Annotated in this window: 15 protein-coding genes; 3 read left to right on the forward strand and 12 right to left on the reverse strand. The window is 62.6% G+C overall.

Features of this window, described 5'->3' with window-relative positions; translation table 11 throughout:
* Window positions 1–105: 105 nt before the first annotated feature.
* The 5 genes from ARC39_RS12995 to ARC39_RS13015 form a co-directional block, all read right to left on the reverse strand.
* On the reverse strand, window positions 106–588 hold the full coding sequence (locus ARC39_RS12995) for a hypothetical protein (RefSeq protein ID WP_068115075.1): 483 nt from the start codon (window positions 586–588) through the stop codon (window positions 106–108).
* Complete coding sequence (locus tag ARC39_RS13000) at window positions 578–1,096, reverse strand: lysozyme inhibitor LprI family protein (protein WP_149866415.1); 519 nt, start codon at window positions 1,094–1,096, stop codon at window positions 578–580. The genes ARC39_RS12995 and ARC39_RS13000 overlap by 11 nt, the downstream gene beginning before the upstream one ends.
* Window positions 1,093–1,494, reverse strand: a complete 402-nt coding sequence (locus ARC39_RS13005) for a DUF1622 domain-containing protein (protein WP_236545252.1) — start codon at window positions 1,492–1,494, stop codon at window positions 1,093–1,095. Before ARC39_RS13005 ends, ARC39_RS13000 begins: the two co-directional genes overlap by 4 nt.
* 3 nt (window positions 1,495–1,497) lie before the next feature.
* Window positions 1,498–2,661: an isovaleryl-CoA dehydrogenase gene (locus ARC39_RS13010; protein ID WP_068115076.1), complete on the reverse strand. Its 1,164-nt coding sequence runs from the start codon at window positions 2,659–2,661 to the stop codon at window positions 1,498–1,500.
* Between the two features lie 215 nt (window positions 2,662–2,876).
* Window positions 2,877–4,496 (reverse strand): GMC family oxidoreductase, encoded by a 1,620-nt coding sequence (locus ARC39_RS13015; protein ID WP_068115078.1) that lies wholly within the window; start codon window positions 4,494–4,496, stop codon window positions 2,877–2,879.
* Window positions 4,497–4,658: 162 nt separating this feature from the next.
* Here ARC39_RS13015 and ARC39_RS13020 point away from each other — a divergent pair, with 162 nt between their 5' ends.
* On the forward strand, window positions 4,659–5,582 hold the full coding sequence (locus ARC39_RS13020; protein ID WP_068115080.1) for a LysR family transcriptional regulator: 924 nt from the start codon (window positions 4,659–4,661) through the stop codon (window positions 5,580–5,582).
* Between the two features lie 16 nt (window positions 5,583–5,598).
* On the opposite strand, the gene ARC39_RS13025 is transcribed toward ARC39_RS13020, so the two are convergent.
* From ARC39_RS13025 to ARC39_RS13050, 6 genes are all read right to left on the reverse strand, one after another.
* Window positions 5,599–6,009 carry a DUF2160 domain-containing protein gene (locus tag ARC39_RS13025; RefSeq protein WP_236545253.1) on the reverse strand — a complete coding sequence of 137 codons (411 nt, stop codon included), beginning with the start codon at window positions 6,007–6,009 and terminating at the stop codon, window positions 5,599–5,601.
* Window positions 6,009–6,806, reverse strand: coding sequence for a carbohydrate ABC transporter permease (locus ARC39_RS13030; RefSeq protein ID WP_068115082.1), 798 nt, complete (start codon window positions 6,804–6,806; stop codon window positions 6,009–6,011). Before ARC39_RS13030 ends, ARC39_RS13025 begins: the two co-directional genes overlap by 1 nt.
* Window positions 6,803–7,663, reverse strand: coding sequence for a carbohydrate ABC transporter permease (locus tag ARC39_RS13035; protein WP_068115084.1), 861 nt, complete (start codon window positions 7,661–7,663; stop codon window positions 6,803–6,805). The genes ARC39_RS13030 and ARC39_RS13035 overlap by 4 nt, the downstream gene beginning before the upstream one ends.
* Window positions 7,660–8,742, reverse strand: a complete 1,083-nt coding sequence (locus ARC39_RS13040) for an ABC transporter ATP-binding protein (RefSeq protein ID WP_068115087.1) — start codon at window positions 8,740–8,742, stop codon at window positions 7,660–7,662. Before ARC39_RS13040 ends, ARC39_RS13035 begins: the two co-directional genes overlap by 4 nt.
* Complete coding sequence (locus tag ARC39_RS13045) at window positions 8,735–9,820, reverse strand: ABC transporter ATP-binding protein (protein WP_068115088.1); 1,086 nt, start codon at window positions 9,818–9,820, stop codon at window positions 8,735–8,737. The genes ARC39_RS13040 and ARC39_RS13045 overlap by 8 nt, the downstream gene beginning before the upstream one ends.
* A gap of 110 nt (window positions 9,821–9,930) precedes the next feature.
* Complete coding sequence (locus ARC39_RS13050) at window positions 9,931–11,670, reverse strand: ABC transporter substrate-binding protein (protein ID WP_068115089.1); 1,740 nt, start codon at window positions 11,668–11,670, stop codon at window positions 9,931–9,933.
* 150 nt (window positions 11,671–11,820) lie between these two features.
* Here ARC39_RS13050 and ARC39_RS13055 point away from each other — a divergent pair, with 150 nt between their 5' ends.
* Both ARC39_RS13055 and glpD read left to right on the forward strand, forming a co-directional pair.
* Window positions 11,821–12,618 carry a DeoR/GlpR family DNA-binding transcription regulator gene (locus tag ARC39_RS13055; RefSeq protein WP_068115091.1) on the forward strand — a complete coding sequence of 266 codons (798 nt, stop codon included), beginning with the start codon at window positions 11,821–11,823 and terminating at the stop codon, window positions 12,616–12,618.
* On the forward strand, window positions 12,593–14,200 hold the full coding sequence (gene glpD, locus ARC39_RS13060) for a glycerol-3-phosphate dehydrogenase (protein WP_068115093.1): 1,608 nt from the start codon (window positions 12,593–12,595) through the stop codon (window positions 14,198–14,200). Before ARC39_RS13055 ends, glpD begins: the two co-directional genes overlap by 26 nt.
* 90 nt (window positions 14,201–14,290) lie before the next feature.
* On the opposite strand, the gene ARC39_RS13065 is transcribed toward glpD, so the two are convergent.
* A complete protein-coding gene (locus ARC39_RS13065) occupies window positions 14,291–17,668 on the reverse strand; it encodes a DUF6603 domain-containing protein (RefSeq protein WP_068115095.1) in 3,378 nt (1,125 codons plus the stop codon).
* Window positions 17,669–17,683 lie beyond the last annotated feature (15 nt).

Genomic DNA, 17,683 nt, shown 5'->3' on the forward strand with positions numbered 1-17,683 from the left:
CATCGACCACCGCGCGAGGATCCATGATCCCGCGCAACCCGCCCGCCACCGGCGGCACCGCCCGTTGTTCACGCGCCCCGTCCATCCAATATGCACGGGCGACCCTCATGGCATCAGCAGGCTCGGGTCGACCTGTGCGCCAACCGACCGGAGCTTGGCGAAGCGCAGTGCCTGAACGTGGTAGGTACAGGAAACCGCCTCTTCCGCCGGGAGATCGTCGCACTGCCCGAGTGCGCCATTTTCGATGTCGGTCAGGATTTCCCGATACCGCTCCTTGGCAAAGTCCGGGACGCCATCGAGTTCCACTGGAAGACGTGCGAGCAAGCCGTCGGCCCGTGCGGACAGGGCAGATGACATCGCAGTCTCACAGGCCGCAAGGTCGTCTGCGCAGGACCTGTGGGCCTCGTTGAAGCAGACAATCGTCGAGTTCGCCACGTCGCGGCTGACCGCACTCTCCACGAGACAGGCGTCCATGGCGGCTAGGACACCCGCCGAAAGCTCTTCGGCCGACAGGCTTCCGGCACCTGCGATTCCAGCCACCGCAAGAACGATCTGCCCGAATGCCTTGCTGCCCCGGCTACTGGCCATCGTTCAACCGCCGCTCCAGTTCAAGCGCCTGGCGCCCGGTCAGGTCCATCAAGCAGGCAAGCGTCGCCGGCCCGCCACCGGTGCCATTGCCCCACTGGGCGCGCTCATAGTCGCAAGTCGCATCGCGATAAGGAATCCAGGCCCGCTGCATCCCGCGCAGAGCCTCCGCCAGCGATGGCACGGTTGCGCCAAGCTGCGTCATCTCCGCATCCATCGCCTTCTCGCGCTGCATGAGCGGCCCATAGGCCGCGTTCAACCGCGCGTCCCAGAAAACCAACTCTTGGTCGAAGCAATAGCCCATGCCAACCGTCGTATATCCCATCTCGTTCGACGCCATGCAGGCTTCGGCCGCGACACCGATGCAGGCTTGCTGCGCGACGAAATCAGGTGCCCCCGCGAGGCAGGACAGCGCCGGGGTTGGGTCGAAGTGCGGCGTCTCCTGAGCCGATACAGCCAGCGGAGAAATCGCGACGGCGGCGCAGATCGCGCGCGTGATACATCCCATCATAGTTCAGGGTTCTCCTTGATTGCCCGAACTTCCTGGCCGAGCAGATGGCTGACCGCGAAGCGAATGGCCACCAACAAGCCAAGAAAGATCAGATCTCCGAGATCCAGGCTCAGCGCGGTGTGGATGATGTCGGAGACAATGAAGATCATAAGCCCGGCCAATATGTACCGCCCGAGTTGAATACGCTCGCCGTTGATGATCCGCGCGCGCGAGGCTTCCTCCGCCTTGGTCTCCGCCCGCACGAAGCCGGCAAGAAACCGCAGGGCGCCGACCAGCATGACCAGGATGGCCATCACGTCCACGGCCGCCGCCACCAGTTCCAGAAAATGCACCAGATTTGGGAAATCCGCATGCAGCAGGCTTGGTGTGCCCTGCCAGAATGCGCCTTGGTCTTCCACGTTTCATCCTCTCGCCGCCATCAACTCGCGACCGATGAGCATCCTGCGAATCTCCGAGGTGCCCGCACCGATCTCCATCAGTTTGGCATCCCTGAAGAGCCGGCTCACGGGGGAATCGTTCATGAACCCCGCACCACCCATGGCCTGCACCGCCTGATGCGCCTGCGTCATGGCGACTTCGGAGGCATAGAGCACGCAGGCAGCCGCGTCCTGCCGGGTGACTTCACCCCTGTCGCAGGATTTCGCGACCTCGTAAACATAGGCCCGCGCGGTGTTCAGCGCGGTGTACATATCGGCGATCTTTGCCTGCATGAGTTGGAAGTTTCCGATGGGCTGGCCGAACTGCTGCCGCTCGTGCAGATAGGGCATGATCTCGTCGAGACAGGCGGCAATGATCCCTGGCCCGATGGCCGCCAGCACGACGCGCTCGTAGTCGAGCCCGGACATCAGCACCAGCACGCCCTTGCCTTCCTCCCCGAGGACATTCTCGAACGGTACTTCGACATCCTTGAAAACCAACTCTGCTGTGTTGGACCCGCGCATGCCGAGCTTGTCGAAATGCAGGCTCGTGGAGAATCCTGCCATCGTCCTCTCGACGATGAAGGCGGTAATGCCCTTTGCCCCGGCCTCCGGGTCGGTCTTGGCGTAGACAACCAGCGTGTCGGCGTCCGGACCGTTGGTGATCCAGTATTTCGTCCCGTTAAGCAGGTAGTGGCCGTTTCGCTTCTCCGCCCGCAGCTTCATTGAGACAACGTCGGAGCCGGCACCGGCCTCTGACATGGCCAGCGCCCCTACATGCTCACCGGAGATCAGTTTCGGCAGGTAACGGTGTTTTTGCTCCTCGCTGCCATTCAGCTTGATCTGGTTGACGCAGAGGTTGGAATGCGCACCGTAAGAGAGCGATACTGACGCCGAGGCGCGTGCTATCTCCTCCACGGCAATGGCATGGGAGAGATAGGACATACCGGCGCCGCCGTATTCCTCTGGAACGGTGACGCCCAAAAGGCCAAGCTCCCCCATTTCACGCCAAAGGTCGGCGGGAAACTCGTTCGTGGCGTCGATCTTGGCCGCCATCGGCTTCACCCGATCCTGCGCCCAACGATGCACCATGTCGCGCAATGCGCTGGCTTCCTCGCCGATATCGAAGCTCATCGTCGCGTGGAACATGCCAACAGGGCCTCCCCTCCCCGTTATTGAACGCTCGTTCAAATACTAGACAGAACCTTGCTGCCGGGTCAATCCGGTGCGTGTACCCACGTCGTTTTCCCAGGCACCACGGTGAGCGTCAGCAAGCCAACAAGGTACATTCGCTTGCGCCAAAACGGAACGCGTCACCGGCGCGGCACCGCTCTCTCAGCGGCGCGACGACGCCCCGACCGGCGTCAGGCCGTTGCCGTGGCGCGGGCGGCGGATTTGATCATGTCGGCGGCCTTCTCAGCGATCATGATCGTCGGCGCATTGGTATTGCCGGATGTAATGCATGGCATCACGGACGCATCAACAACCCGCAGCCTCTCGACGCCATTGACCCGCAGTTCGGCGTCGACCACAGCCTCGGGATCGGTACCCATTCGGGCGGTCCCAATCGGGTGAAAAATCGTAGAGGCGATCCGCCCTGCCCCCTCGGCCAATTCGGCATCGGTCTGACACTGCGGCCCCGGCTTGAACTCCTCTGGGCTGTACTGCGCCAGCGGTGCCTGTTCCATGACCTTCCGCGTCAGTCGAATCGCGCGTGCCGCCACCAGCCGATCCCGCTCGGTCGACAGGTAATTCGGCTGGATCTCCGGATGGTCGGACGGCTTCGGTGACGCGATCCGCACGTGGCCCCGGCTTTCCGGGCGCAGGTTGCAAACACTTGCCGTGATCGCCGGAAAATCATGCGGCGGCTGCCCGAAAGCGTCGAGCGTGACCGGTTGCACGTGGAATTCGAGGTCGGGTGTCGCGACATCTGGCGAGGAATATGCGAAGGCACCGAGTTGACTTGGGGCCATGGACATCGGCCCGGAGCGCGTGAGCAGGTATTCCAGCCCAATCCGTGCCTTGCCCAGCATCGTTGCCGACATCGTGTTGAGCGTCAGCACATTTTGAACCTTGTAGGCACAGCGGATCTGCAAGTGATCCTGGAGGTTTGCCCCGATACCCGCGTTCTCGTGCAGAACGTCGATACCATGTGACTGCAGCAGATCGCCGGGACCGACACCTGAGAGTTGGAGGATCTGCGGCGAGCCGATGGAACCGGAGGCGAGGATCACCTCGCCCCGTGCCCGCACCTCCGCCAACTGCCCCTCTCGCCGAAACCGGACCCCCACCGCGCGCCGGCCGTCGAAGATCAGCCGTTCCGCCTGGGACTTCGTCATCACCGTCAGGTTCGGCCGCGACCGCGCTGGCTTGAGAAAGCCCTTCGCAGCGCTCCATCGCCAACCTTTGCGCTGGTTCACCTTGAAGTATCCGACGCCGAAATTGTCACCCCGGTTGAAATCGGACGTTTCCGGGATACCCGCGGCCACGGCGGCGGCCTTCCAGGCATCGAGGATCTCCCAATGCAGGCGTTGCTCTTCCACCCGCAGTTCGCCGCCTGCACCGTGGGCGTCGTCGGCACCCTCGTAGTAGTCCTCCGACTTCATGAAATAAGGCAGCACATCGTCCCAGCCCCAGCCGGACAGGCCCATCTGCCGCCATCCATCGTAGTCGGCCGCCTGCCCGCGCAAATAGAGCATCCCGTTGATCGAGGAGCAGCCGCCGATCAGCCGCCCACGCGGGTACAGCAACGAACGACCCAGCAGTCCATCGCAGGGCTGGGTTTTGTATCCCCAATCGGTGCGGGGGTTGCCGATGCAATACAGGTAGCCGACGGGGATGTGCACCCAGTGGTAGTTGTCGCTGCCACCCGCTTCCAACAACAGGACTCGCGTCTCCGGCTGCTCGCTCAGCCGGTTGGCCAGAACGCAGCCGGAGCTGCCGGCGCCGACGATCACGTAGTCATATGTCCCGAATTCTTCCATCCCGTCCTCCACACGCCGCCCACCGGCGCCACGATTGGCCGGGCCGGATTGGCGCCTATTTGAGACAGACCGAGCTGCAAAAAGGAATTTTCGATTTTGCACAATTACTGTCTATTTTCGTTCAGTAAGCGACTACGATAGGCTTCCGAAAGAGGACAGCACATGACCGATCGTTTCGACTGGAACGACATCCATTACTTCCTGGAAACCGCCCGCGCCGGGCGGATCAGCCGTGCGGCAAAGCGGATGGGCGTCAGCCACACCACTGTTGCGCGTCATCTTTCGCGTCTGGACATGCGACTGAAAAACCGTCTGTTCGACGCGGATGCCGACGGCTACACGCTGACTGAGGCCGGCAATGCGCTGTTGCCACTCGCCGAAGAGATGGAGGCAACCGCGCTTGCGGTACTCGACAGGTTGCAACGCCCGGGCGCATTGCAAGGCCGCGTTCGGATCGGCGCGCCCGACGGGCTCGGCAATGCGATGCTGTCACGCGCCCTGCCCGCGCTGGCCCGCCTCGAACCCTCGCTCGAGATCGAACTGGTGCCCGTCCCTTCCAGCCACAAGCTCTGGAACCGTGACGTCGACATCGCCGTCAGCCTCGACAGGCCGCAAACCGGCCGGTTGGTGATGCAGAAACTCGTCGACTATGAATTGCGTCTTTACGGCTCTCCGGATCTGCTAGCCACTTACGGGCAGCCGGTCACGCGCGAGGACTTACTGCGGCTGCCCTTCGTCGGCTACATTGACGAGTTGCTCTACACCGCTGAACTCGATTTCAACCGAAGGCTGCACCCGGATATCCGCACCGGCTACAAGGCAGCAACCGTGCAAGCGCAACTCGATGCGGTGATCGGCGGTGTGGGCCTCGGCGTACTGCCATGTTTCATGGCGCGCGGACGTGACCTGTTGCCCGTCATGCCGAAAACCGTTGGCTTCACTCGCGCTTATTGGCTGCTCTACTCCGAGGATGATCGGGAGAGCGCGCGCATTCGACGTGTCGCCGCCTTTATCCGCGACGCGGTCCAATCCCGTCAGGCGGACTTCAGGTTCAATCCAGAACACGACGGGGCACCCGCCACGTAGCGTTCCCTCGGAAAGCTCATATCTTCCAGAAGGAAAACGCGCCCCAGGCAATTGCCAGACCGAGCGGCGCCCACATGGGCGGCCCCACGAAGCCAAGCCACGCCAGGAAGATATAGGCCGAGCCGAGGAGCGTGATGAAGAGCCTATCGCCCCGTGTCGTGGTCAGACCGAGCACGCCAGTCCGCTCCGCACCGCCGGGCCAGCGAAGTTCCAGAAGCGCCATCAACCCGATACAGCTGAAGATGAACACGAAGAATGCGAGCGTCGCCCGCGTCCAGGCCATCCAGAAGCCCGAGAACATCGGCTCTGTCCACCATTTCGCCCAGGAGAACACCTCCTCCTGCGGTTTGCCGACATTCCCCCAGCCGGCCTGCTGGGCGAGTGCCGCGGCCGGGATAAGGAGCAGGACCAGACCGAGGCGCAGCATCAAACTCTCCCCAGGGCAAAGCCCTTGGCGATGTAGTTGCGGACGAAGTAGATCACGATAGCGCCCGGAATGATCGTCAGAACCCCAGCCGCCGCCAGCAACCCCAGCTCGTAGCCCGCGCTGGAGGCGGTCCGCGTCATGACCGCTGCGATGGGCTTGGCATGGACAGCGGTGAGCGTCTTGGCCAGCAGCAGTTCCACCCAGGAGAACATGAAGAGGAAGAAGGCCGTCACACCAATGCCGGCCTTGATCGTCGGCACGAAGATTGTTGTGAAGAACCGCGGGAAGGAATAGCCGTCGACGAAAGCGCTTTCGTCAAGCTCGCGCGGAATGCCCGACATGAAGCCTTCAAGAATCCACACCGCCAGCGGGATGTTGAACAGACAATGGGCGAGCGCCACCGCCAGGTGCGTATCGAAGAGCCCGACCGCCGAATAGAGCTGGAAGAAGGGCAGCGCGAAGACGGCGACCGGTGCCATCCGGTTCGTGAGCAGCCAGAAGAAGAGATGCTTGTCGCCCATGAAGCTGTAGCGCGAGAACGCATAGGCAGCCGGCAGTGCGGCCAGCAGCGAAATCACCGTGTTCAGAGAGACATAGAAGATCGAGTTGAAGTACCCCCAGTACCATGTCGGATCGGTGAAGATCGTCCGGTAATTGTCCAGCGTCCATTCCTGCGGAAAGAGCGAGAAGCCCCCGAGGATCTCGTTGGTGGTCTTGAAGCTCATCGCCACCAGCCAGTAGATCGGCAGCATCAGGAACAGGATGTAGAGGATCGGTACGAGGCTGCGGGGTCTCATTGCTCGTCCTTTGTCATGATGGTGTAGAAGAGCCACGACACGAGAAGCGTGAAGGCGAAGTAGATCAGCGACATCGCCGCCGCCGGCCCGAGATCGAACTGGCCGAGCGCGACCTTGACCAGGTCGATGGACAGGAAGGTCGTGGAGTTGCCCGGCCCACCGCCGGTCAGCACGAAGGGCTCGGTATAGATGTTGAAACTGTCCATGAAGCGCAAAAGGATCGCGATGGTCAGCACCCGCTTCATTTTCGGCAGCTGGATGTAACGGAAGATCGCCCAGTTCGACGCAGCGTCGATCTTGGCCGCCTGGTAATATGCCTCTGGTATGGAGATCAGCCCCGCATAGGCCAGCAGCACCACGAGCGAGGTCCAGTGCCAGACATCCATGACGATCACCGTGACCCAGGCCGCCACCGGGCTTTGGGTCATGTTGTAATCGATCCCCAGCACGGTGTTCAGGAAATACCCAAGCAGGCCGATGTCCGGCAGGGTGAAAATGTTCCACATCGCGCCGACCACGTTCCACGGGATCAGCAGCGGTAGCGACATAAGGACGAGGCAGACCGGCACCCAGAACCCCTTGCGCGGCATTGTCAGCGCAATGGCGACGCCTAGCGGCACTTCGATGATCAGAATTGTTGCGGTAAACAGTATCTGGCGACCTAGCGCGGCGTGGAACCGCTCAGAGCGCAGCACGTCCTCGAACCACCCAAGCCCGTGCCAGAAGAACAGGTTGTCGCCAAAGGTCTCCTGGACGGAGTAATTGACGACCGTCATCAGCGGCACAAGCGCGTTGAAGGCCACCAGGATCAGCACCGGCAGGACGAAGAACCACGCGCGTTGATTTTGCGTCTTCATGCGCCCGTCTCCCGTGTCGCAAGCCAGCCGTCCGCGTAAACCCGCGTATGTGTTGGATCGAACCGCAGGCGGACTTCGCTGCCGGCCTCCGGTGCGGTCCCGTCGAGGACCGCGCTGACTGGCACATCGCCAGCCATCGCCTCAACCACGGTATGACGCCCTATATCGGCGGCCTTGCGGACGATGGCGGGAATGCCGCCTTCGGTGGAAAGCGACACGAATTCCGGGCGCACCCCGATCTCGGCCGCCGCGCCGGAGGGCACATCCGGCACGCCTGCCGTGGGCACCGTGACGCCCTGGAAGGCGACCCGCTGCCCCTCCACCGCGCAGGGCAGGATGTTCATTCCCGGAGAGCCGATGAAATGACCAACGAAGGTGTGGCGCGGGCATTCAAACAGGTCCACCGGCGTTCCGATCTGCACCACCTGCCCTTCCTGCATCACGACCACCTGGTCGGCGAAGGTCAACGCCTCGGTCTGATCGTGCGTGACGTAGATCATCGTCACAGCAATTTTCTGATGCAGTTCCTTGAGCTTGGAACGCAATTTCCATTTCTGCGCCGGGTCGATCACGGTCAGCGGTTCGTCGAACATGATCACGTTCACGTCGTCCCGTACCAATCCACGGCCCATGGAGATCTTCTGCTTGTCGTCAGGCCCCAGACCGGCGGCACGCGTGCGCAGGCGGTCGCCCATCTCCAACATCTCGGCGATTTCTGTCACCCGCGCATCGACCTGTATCGCAGGCACACCCCGGTTGCGCAGCGGAAAGGCGAGATTGTCGTACACGGTCATCGTGTCGTAGATCACCGGGAACTGGAACACCTGCGCGATATTGCGCCGGTCGGGCGGCTCCTCAGTGACGTCTCGATCATTGAACAGCACGCGCCCCTCCGAAGGATGAAGAAGCCCCGATATGATATTGAGAAGCGTTGACTTTCCGCATCCAGACGGTCCGAGGAGTGCATAGGCGCCTCCATCTTTCCACTCCAGATCCATCCGCTTCAGCGCGTAATCCTCCTCGCCCTGCGGCTCGGGCATGTAGCTGTGACGCAGCCCGTCAAGCGTGATCCTAGCCATGGGCGATCCCCTTCGCGGCCAACTGGCCGTCCCCGGCAAAATAGAAACACTGGCCCGGCACCATGTGGAACTGGTGCGGCGCACCCACCCGGTATCGTTGCACCCCCGCGCTCTGGGAGACCCAGATCCGCTCTCCGGACACCGTGAAATGGGCAACGCTTTCGGAGCCGCTCAGTTCCGTGATCCGCACGGTTCCCGTGATCGGCACGGTGGAGTCATCGGTAGAGACCGGCGAAATATGATGCGGCCGGATACCGACCATGTAGCGGCCGTCCGGTAACTGCGCTGCGTCACCATACACCGGCCAGTCGAGCGCATCCCCCAGATGCATGCGCGCACCGCGCTTTTCGACGGGCGCGACATTGATCGGCGGGTCGGAAAAGACCGATGCCGAGGTCAGGTTTTCCGGGTTGCGATAGATTTCCGCTGTGGGGCCAGCTTGCGAAACGCGTCCTTCGTGCATCAGTGCCGTTCGTCCGCCGAGCAGCAGTGCCTCCGTGGGTTCGGACGTGGCATATACGATCACGGTTCCGCGACCGGCCAGCAGTTCCGGAAGTTGCTCCCGCAGTTCCTCGCGTAGCTTGTAGTCGAGGTTGGCCAGCGGCTCATCGAGGAAGATCGCCTTGCTTTCCTTCACGATGGCGCGGGCAAGCGCGGTGCGCTGCTGTTGGCCTCCGGAAAGCTCCTGCGGGCGACGACCCAGCATCGGCCGCAATTGCAGGATATCGGCAGCCTCTTCGACGCGACCTGCGATTTCCGACTTCGGCACGCCCGACACCCGCAGCGGCGAAGCGATATTTTCGAATACCGACAAATGTGGGTAGTTCACGAAAAACTGGTGGACGAGCGAGATGTTTCGTTTCTGAGGGCTTCGCCCGGTTACATCCTCGCCATCCACAAGGATCTGCCCATCCGTGGGACGTTCAAGCCCCGCAGCGAGCCGGATCAGCGTGCTCTTGCCAGCGCCCGTTGCGCCGAGAAGGATGTTGAATTCCCCCGCTTCCAGCCGCAGCGTCGTCGGGTAGATGTGCATGTCGGCCCCGACCCGCAGGCAGACGTCTTTCAGGTCCAGTGTCATCGATTTCCCGTTTGCCTGCCGTCGGCCGCTATCGCCCTTCGGCGCGACCGGTGCCGTTGAACCGGGGCGCGTCGGGCGCCCCGGCCGTGTTCAAAGCCGAACTAGGCTCGTCAGTTTTCGGCCCAGCGGGCAACGAGGTCGTCGTAGTTGACGGTCTGACCCTGCGGCTTTTCGTTTTCCAGCATCGGCTTCGGCGAACCGGGCTGCGAAAGCCAGTACTCCGGATCCTGCGGTTCGTTCAGACGCGGGCCGCAGCCACCATAGACATTGGCCGCCTCATCGGCCTGCTGCATGCGAGCCATGGTGACGTCCATTTCTTCGGCGAGACGGTCCATCGCTTCCTGCGGCGTGAAGGCGCCGGAGTTCACGTCACCGATCTGCTGCCACCAGATCTGCGCCAGCTTGGGATAGTCCGGCACGTTGATCCCCGTCGGCGACCAGGCCACCCGGTCCGGCGAACGGTAGAATTCCACCAGACCGCCGAGTTTCGGCGCCCGCTCGGTGAAGCTCTCATGCCGCACCGTGCTGTCGCGGATAAAGGTGAGACCCACGTGGGACTTCTTGGTGTCGACGGTCTTGGAGACGACGAACTGGGCATAGAGCCAGGCGGCCTGAGCCCTGTCCTCCGGCGTCGAGTTCAGGAAGGTCCAGGATCCCACATCCTGATAGCCGACCTTCTGACCGTCTTCCCAATAGGGGCCGTGCGGGCTGGGCGCCATCCGCCAAAGCGGCGTGCCCTCGTCGTCCACAGTGTTGTTGCCGTCGGCCTTGGACGCCACCATGTCGGCCGTGAAAGCGGTGTACCAGAAGATCTGCTGCGCCACGTTGCCTTGGCTCAATGCCGGCAGCGACTGGTAGAAGTCATAGGAGGCCGCACCCGGCGGTGCATAGTTACGCAGCCACTCGTCCCATTTGCGGATCGCGTAGACTGCGGCCGGGCCGTTGGCAGCACCACCGCGGGCGACACTCGCGCCAACCGGGTTACAGGTGCCCTCCTCCATGCGGATGCCCCATTCGTCCACCGGAATGCCGTTCGGCTCGCCCTTGTCTCCGGCGCCCGCCATGGAGAGCCAGGCATCGGTCATTCGCCAACCGAGGTCCGGCGCGCGCTTGCCATAGTCCATATGGCCGTAGATCTGGACGCCGTCGATTTCCTTAACGTCCTCGGTGAAGAACTCGGCAATGTCCTCATAGGCCGACCAGTTCACAGGGACGCCAAGGTCGTAGCCGTATTTTTCCTTGAAGGCGGCCTGCAGGTCCTCGCGGTCGAACCAGTCCTTGCGGAACCAGTAAAGGTTCGCGAATTGCTGGTCGGGGAGCTGGTAGAGCTTGCCGTCCGGGCCAGTGGTGAACTGGATGCCCATGAAGTCTTCGAGGTCCAGCCCCGGGTTCGTCACATCGGCCCAGCCACCTTCGATCATGTCGCTGAGCGGATAGGCGAGCTGCAGACGCGAATGGGTACCGATCAAGTCGGAATCGTTGACGTAGGCGTCATAGAGATTCCGCTTGGTCTGCATCTGCGTCTGAACCGCCTGCACCACCTCGCCCTCGCCGAGGATCTGGTGGTTGACCTTGATTCCGGTGATTTCCTCAAAGGCCTTGGTCAGCACCTCCGATTCATAGGAGTGGGTCGGAATACCCTCCGACAGCACGTTTATCTCCATCCCGGAGAACGGCGCGGCCGCGTCCACGAACCACTGCATCTCCGCAACCTGTTCGTCGCGCGACAAGACTGATGGTTGAAATTCCTCGTCAATCCACTTTTCCGCAGCCGCCATATCGGCGAATGCCGCGGGCGCACCCGCAACGACGGCAATCGCCGCAGTCGCGGAGAATAGATACCTGCGCATCTAAACCTCCCTGTTCGCATTTTTTCGGAGGGGTCCTCCTCCCCCCGGAAAAACTTTTGAATTACCTTCATATGAAAGTCAAATACAAAGAATGCTGGCAATCGCGCTCAAATCGGGTAGTTTCGGCGATGGACAGCGGGCTTGTGCAAAATGACAGACGCTCTGACTGAGAGACAAAACGACATCATGAAGTTCCTGCGGCAGCACGACATCGCTGATGTCGATGCGCTTGCACAGCAGTTCGACGTCTCCACCCAAACGATCCGCAACGACCTGCGCGAACTCGCCTCTCGCGGCCTCGTCATACGAACCCACGGCGGTGCGCGGCGCGCCGGATCGGCATCGAACTACGCCTATTCCGAACGGCGCCGGATTCGGCAGCGGGAAAAGGAACTCATCGGTCGCAGAACCGCGCAGCTCATTCCGGACCATTGTTCCGTGATGATCAATATCGGCACCTCGACCGAACAGGTCGCTCGGGCGCTAACCGGGCACGAAGGCCTCGTGGTGCTGTCCAACAATATCAATATCATCAACGTACTCGTCGGCTCCAAGGCACGCGAATTGATCCTTGTTGGCGGTTCGGTGCGGCAAAGCGACGGCGCAATCGTCGGGGCCGACGCGGTGGACTTCATCTCTCGCTACAAGGCAGATTATGCGGTGATCGGTGCCTCCGCACTGGATGAAGACGGCGCAATCCTCGACTTCGATGCCCGGGAGGTCTCCGTTGCTCGCTCGATTCTGAAAAACTCCCGCACCCGCATCCTGGTCTGCGACAATTCGAAATTCGACCGCACCGCGCCGGTCAGGATTTGCGATGTGGCAGATCTGGACTACGTCGTGACGGACGCTGATCCACCGCATGAGTTCCTGCAGGCGGCGAACCGTGGGCAAACCGAAATCCTGACAATCGAGCAGGAAGATGACTCAGAAATCCTCACTGCCTGACCCCTCTCAATTCTACGATCTCTTCGTCATTGGCGGCGGTGTGAACGGCTGCGGAATCGCACGCGATGCCGCCGGTCGAGGCTTGTCGGTTGCGCTTGCCGAGATGAACGACCTTGCTTCGGCGACGTCCTCTGCTTCGACAAAACTGTTCCACGGCGGTCTTCGCTACCTGGAGTATTTCGAGGTCCGCCTTGTTCGCGAGGCGTTGGCCGAACGCGAGGTTCTGCTGCGCGCGATGCCCCACATCTCCTGGCCAATGCGGTTCGTTCTGCCGATCCATGCAGGCATGAAGTTCGACGCGTCAACGCCGGCATCGCGGCTGTTGTCGACGTTCATGCCCTGGACAAGGGGCAAGCGGCCGCCCTGGATGATCCGCTCGGGGCTCTTTCTCTACGACCATCTTGGTGGGCGGGACATTCTGCCCGGCACCCGGCGGGTCGACCTCTCGGGCGCGCCGGAAGGCCGGCCACTCAAACCCGAGTTCCGCTTTGCCTATGAGTATTCCGATTGCTGGGTCGAGGACTCGCGTCTTGTGGTGCTCAACGCCCGCGACGCGGCCGACCGCGGGGCGCAAGTCATGACGCGAACCCGGGTCGTGGGAGCCGAGCGTCGCGAAGGCCTGTGGGAGGTGGCTCTGGAAGGGCCGGACGGCCCGCGGACCGTCCGAGCGCGGGCGCTGGTAAATGCCGGAGGCCCGTGGGTCGAACAGGTTCTGCGGAACGTGGTGCGAGCCAACAGCGGCGCTGGCATCCGGCTCGTCCGCGGCAGCCACATCGTCACCCGGCAACTCTTTGACCATGACAAGTGCTATTTCTTCCAGGGCTCAGACGGTCGGATCGTTTTCGCCATCCCATACGAACAGGATTTCACGCTGATCGGAACCACCGACATGGAGCATAGCGCGGCCGATGAACGGCCGGAATGCACCGACGAGGAAAAGCGCTATCTGCTGGATTTTGTCTCCGCGTATTTCGCGAAGCCGGTGACCGAGGCGGATATTGTATGGACCTATTCGGGCGTACGCCCGCTCTACGACGACGGCGCCAGTTCCGCCACGGCGGCGACACGTGACTATGTGCTCTCGCTCGACGAAAGTGACGGCGCTCCGCTGCTCAGCGTTTTCGGCGGAAAGATCACCACCTACCGCAGACTTGCGGAGGCGGCGATGGGCAAGCTCGCGCCGCACTTCCCGACCGCGAGTGGCCCATGGACCGCGGGCGCGGCGCTGCCCGGCGGAGACTTCCCGGTGGACGGGGTTGAGACCCTCGCGGAACAGCTTGGTGAAGCCTATCCCTTCGTCGATACCGCTTGGGCGCACCGCCTTGTGCGCTGCTACGGCACGCAGGCGCGCGACCTGCTCGCGGGCGCGACCTGTGCCGAGGATCTCGGCAAGAGCTTCGGCGCAACTATCACAGAGCGCGAACTCGACTGGGTGATCGACCGTGAATGGGTCCAATGCGCCGAGGACTTCGTCTGGCGCCGTACCCGCATCGGGCTGCGGCTCACGCCAGAGGAGATTGAGCGGATAGACGCATACATCGCGCAAGCGCGGGCAGCCGACGGTTCCGCAGCCACCGCCTGATGCAATTGCCCACCCCTGCGGTTGCGAACCCAACGACGCGCCGCGCATGACCTAAGCACCGGAACGAGGCGTCAATCTGGTGTGCTCACCTCAATCCGAACGCGTTCCGCCCATGGTGTCTCGCACGGGTGCTGCCGGTTTCAGCTGGTATTTCGGAGCGGAGGCGGTGCGCGGGTTGCCCCCCGTTCCACCTCCTGCAGCGCCCAATCCGCCTGCCCGGCCCGCACGCGCAACACGTCGGTGCCCGACACGCGCGCCATGTCCGGCGCCCGGCCGCACTGTCCCTCCAACGCCCGGCGCTTCTGAAACGGCTGCCTGCGACCTTCGGCGTTCGTTGAGCTCAGGGTCGATCGTAACGGTTTCAAAGACGTGCGCGGCCTCCTCGCTCTGGCCCAGAAACACATCGCGACTGCTGACCGCGAGACCCGCCGGATAAAGCCGGTAACTCGGCGAGGCGAGTTCTTCGTCGTCTCCAATCTCTTTGAAGGCCGCCGGCGCAAACCACTCCTCCAGCCGATCTTCATCGCCGACAGGAATCTCCGGTCCGTCCCCCAGGCGGATGGTCTCGAACCGGAACTCGCTCGCACCCGCGATCCCACCGGTCGCGTATTTCTCCAAAACCTCGTCGAACGGAACGACCTTCTGCCAGAGTTCCAACCGTGCGGAAGGCAGCACCGGGCGCGCGCCCGACCGCTCCACGAGAAGGACCGGGAGCTCATCCACCTCCGGCTGGGGTATCTGAACGGCGTCCTCGGCCGCGAGCGCGGCGCCCACAAGTGCGGCGACATCGGTCAGTGTCACCGGTTCCGGCTTGCGTTCGCCCACGGTGATATCCACGGAGATCGACTTCTTGACACCGAGGAATTTGAACTTGGCTTCACCGTCCACCACCCAGAGCCCCGGCCCGGTAACCCGCGCAAAAACGTCGACGCCCAGCAAGGTCGTGTTTCCCTTGCTGACACTCACACCGAACGTGACGAGGAACTCGAAGCCAAAGGGATCGAATTGGATCAGCGCGTCAAAGGAAAACCATCCTTCCGCGTTGAACCCGGCGACGCGCACCCAGACGTCCAGCCGCCCACCCGTCTGGAAGGTGTTGGACGTGATGGCGACATAGGCCTTCAGTTCCACTGCGGCGTTGTCACCGAGCGGGAGCGCGGCGCGTAGCCTGGCGAGGTTCGGCGTCCCTTCTGGCGGGACGAAATCGGGATGAAACCCGCCCATCGACACCAGCATGTTGGGCGCATCGCCCCAACTCATCCGCATCGCCATGTCGCCGGAAAGCTGGAACAGATGAAGCACGTGGCTGTCCCGGAGTGTTGCATCCAGCGCGAAGGTCTTTTCGGTGAGGTTGACCACACCGAAAACGTCCATGTTGAGTTCGACGATGGCTGCTTCGGGATCGGGCAGCGCAATACCGATGCGGCCCAACAGAGCGATCTTAATCGGATCCGGGAACTCGACGATCACGCCGAGGTCCGCTGTCACCAGCGTGGGCGTGCCCCAGCCGAGCCGACACATCACGCCGAAAACGAACTGCCCATTGGAGACCGGGAAGATCGCGCGCAGGTCCGACAGGATCTGCGGGGCATTGGCGATAGGGTCCGACGGGAACATGATCGACTCGAGCGCCCCGTCCTTCAACCGCGCCCGCAGCGCCTCGTCGTCGAAGGTGCGGTGTAGCCCGACAAGCCCACCAACGCCGTTGAGCGTGATGCCGAAGCCGAGCTGGATCGGGGGAAACTCGCTGAAGACCGACAAGAAAAGCGACCAGCCCGGTTCGTTGTCCGGAAGCCGGGTGGAGAGCATTCCGATCGCGGTCAGCTTCAGCGAGGTGAAGGCCACCTGCCCCACCCCGGCATATTCGCCCGCCTCTGCGTCATGGAACAGATAGCCGCCGCCGGTGACGATACCACCAGCATCGATGGTAAGCCCAAGCCCCTTGGGGGGGAGAAAGTTGATCGCAAGGTCGAGTGGCCCGATATTGCCCGGCTGTTCACTTTCCGGCGGGCGGCTCACAAGCGCGCGCAGCCCGATTTCCTCCACCGCGACCTGCATGACGGAAATATCCAAGCCGCCGGTCACCGCCGCATCGAGCGTGATGCCGTCGAAACCGGCCAACATCTTCAACCGCAACGCGTCGATACCGATTGGGCCAAGCGTGAAATCGATTGGAATGAGGATGTCGAACCCGAGGCCCGCATCGAACCGAAACCCACCCGAGAGCGACCAGCGCGCGCCGAGGTCGCCTGTCACGACGAACTCTGTGTCGCCGAATATCTCGCCGATGAACCCGTCGCCGTCTCCCGGCGCGACGATGATGCGCAGCCCCGCCTCCTCGCCAGCGGTGGTGGCCGCAATCTCGATGTCGTGGCCATTGGTGGACAGCTCCGTTGCAACTGAAAAGGTCAGTTGCGCCAGTTCCAGCCCTGCTTTGCCGGGTGCACCGATCAGCCGCCACGGCGCCTCCGGCCGCCCTTCCACGGCAATGCGGATATCGGCGCTAGCCTGGCCCGGCACCACCTCTATGCCGGATGGCCGCATGCGCAAATCCAAGGCCCGGTCTGCGTCACCGGAGGCCGAAAGCGCGAGAGCGAAATCCCCGGCCAGAGGTTCGCGGTCGCTCAGGCTACCGCTCAGGTAGTTGGTCAACGCAATCCCGGTGAGGCCGGCGGCATCCCCCATGGTTCCAAGCACGACCGCCGCATGGACGGCGGCACTGCCGTTGCTGCCGAAGCTCGCCCGCTTGTCGAGCAGAAGCGCCTCCAGTTCGATGGCCGCATCGTTCGCCTCTCCTGCCATCCAATCGGAGACGAGAGCCGGGCGCAGCGCGCGATAGGCGGGGTAGATCCCAAAGCTGGCAAGGAGCCTGTTGAGGTTCTCCAGCGCCAATCCAACGTCGAAATCGTCCGGCCAGCCGTAGCGCTGTGTCAGGTGCGCTACCGGATCGCTCATTGCCGGGCCGAGAGCGTCCCAGTCGATGGAGCGGCGCGGTGGCAAGCGCGGGTCGACCTCCTCCTCCGCGATCACGCCAAGCGCATGGAGCGCCTCGTAGAGAGGTTGGAGATAGGTGATGAGCCAGTTGGTGATCAGGTAATCCGGCAGGCGCAGCGCCATCTCCTGCCAGTCACCGCCTGGTTGGAAAACGTCGAATGGCGGCGGGACGTCCGTCAGGTCGCCCAACGTGTCACCGTTGGCGTATCCCTTGACCGTTTCGAAGATCAGGCGGGAATTCCCGATCAGGTCCTGTGCCTGCTGGTGCGTAATCTCCCGCGTGGCAATGATCGCACGCGCGATGGTGGCGATGTTGCCGAGTTGTACCGGGATCGCCATCGCATCGCGAAGTGCGCCAGCCTGGGTGTCGTTGAGTTGTATTTCCCAACCCAGTTCCTCAAGCAGCGCCTGCAGGCTTTCCTTGTCCTCGGCGGCCTCCAGAAGGGGGGCGAACAGGTCGATGATCAGCTTCATGCCACTCCCATCCTT

Source organism: Tropicimonas marinistellae (assembly GCF_001509585.1).
In the GTDB taxonomy this organism is placed as follows: domain Bacteria; phylum Pseudomonadota; class Alphaproteobacteria; order Rhodobacterales; family Rhodobacteraceae; genus Tropicimonas; species Tropicimonas marinistellae.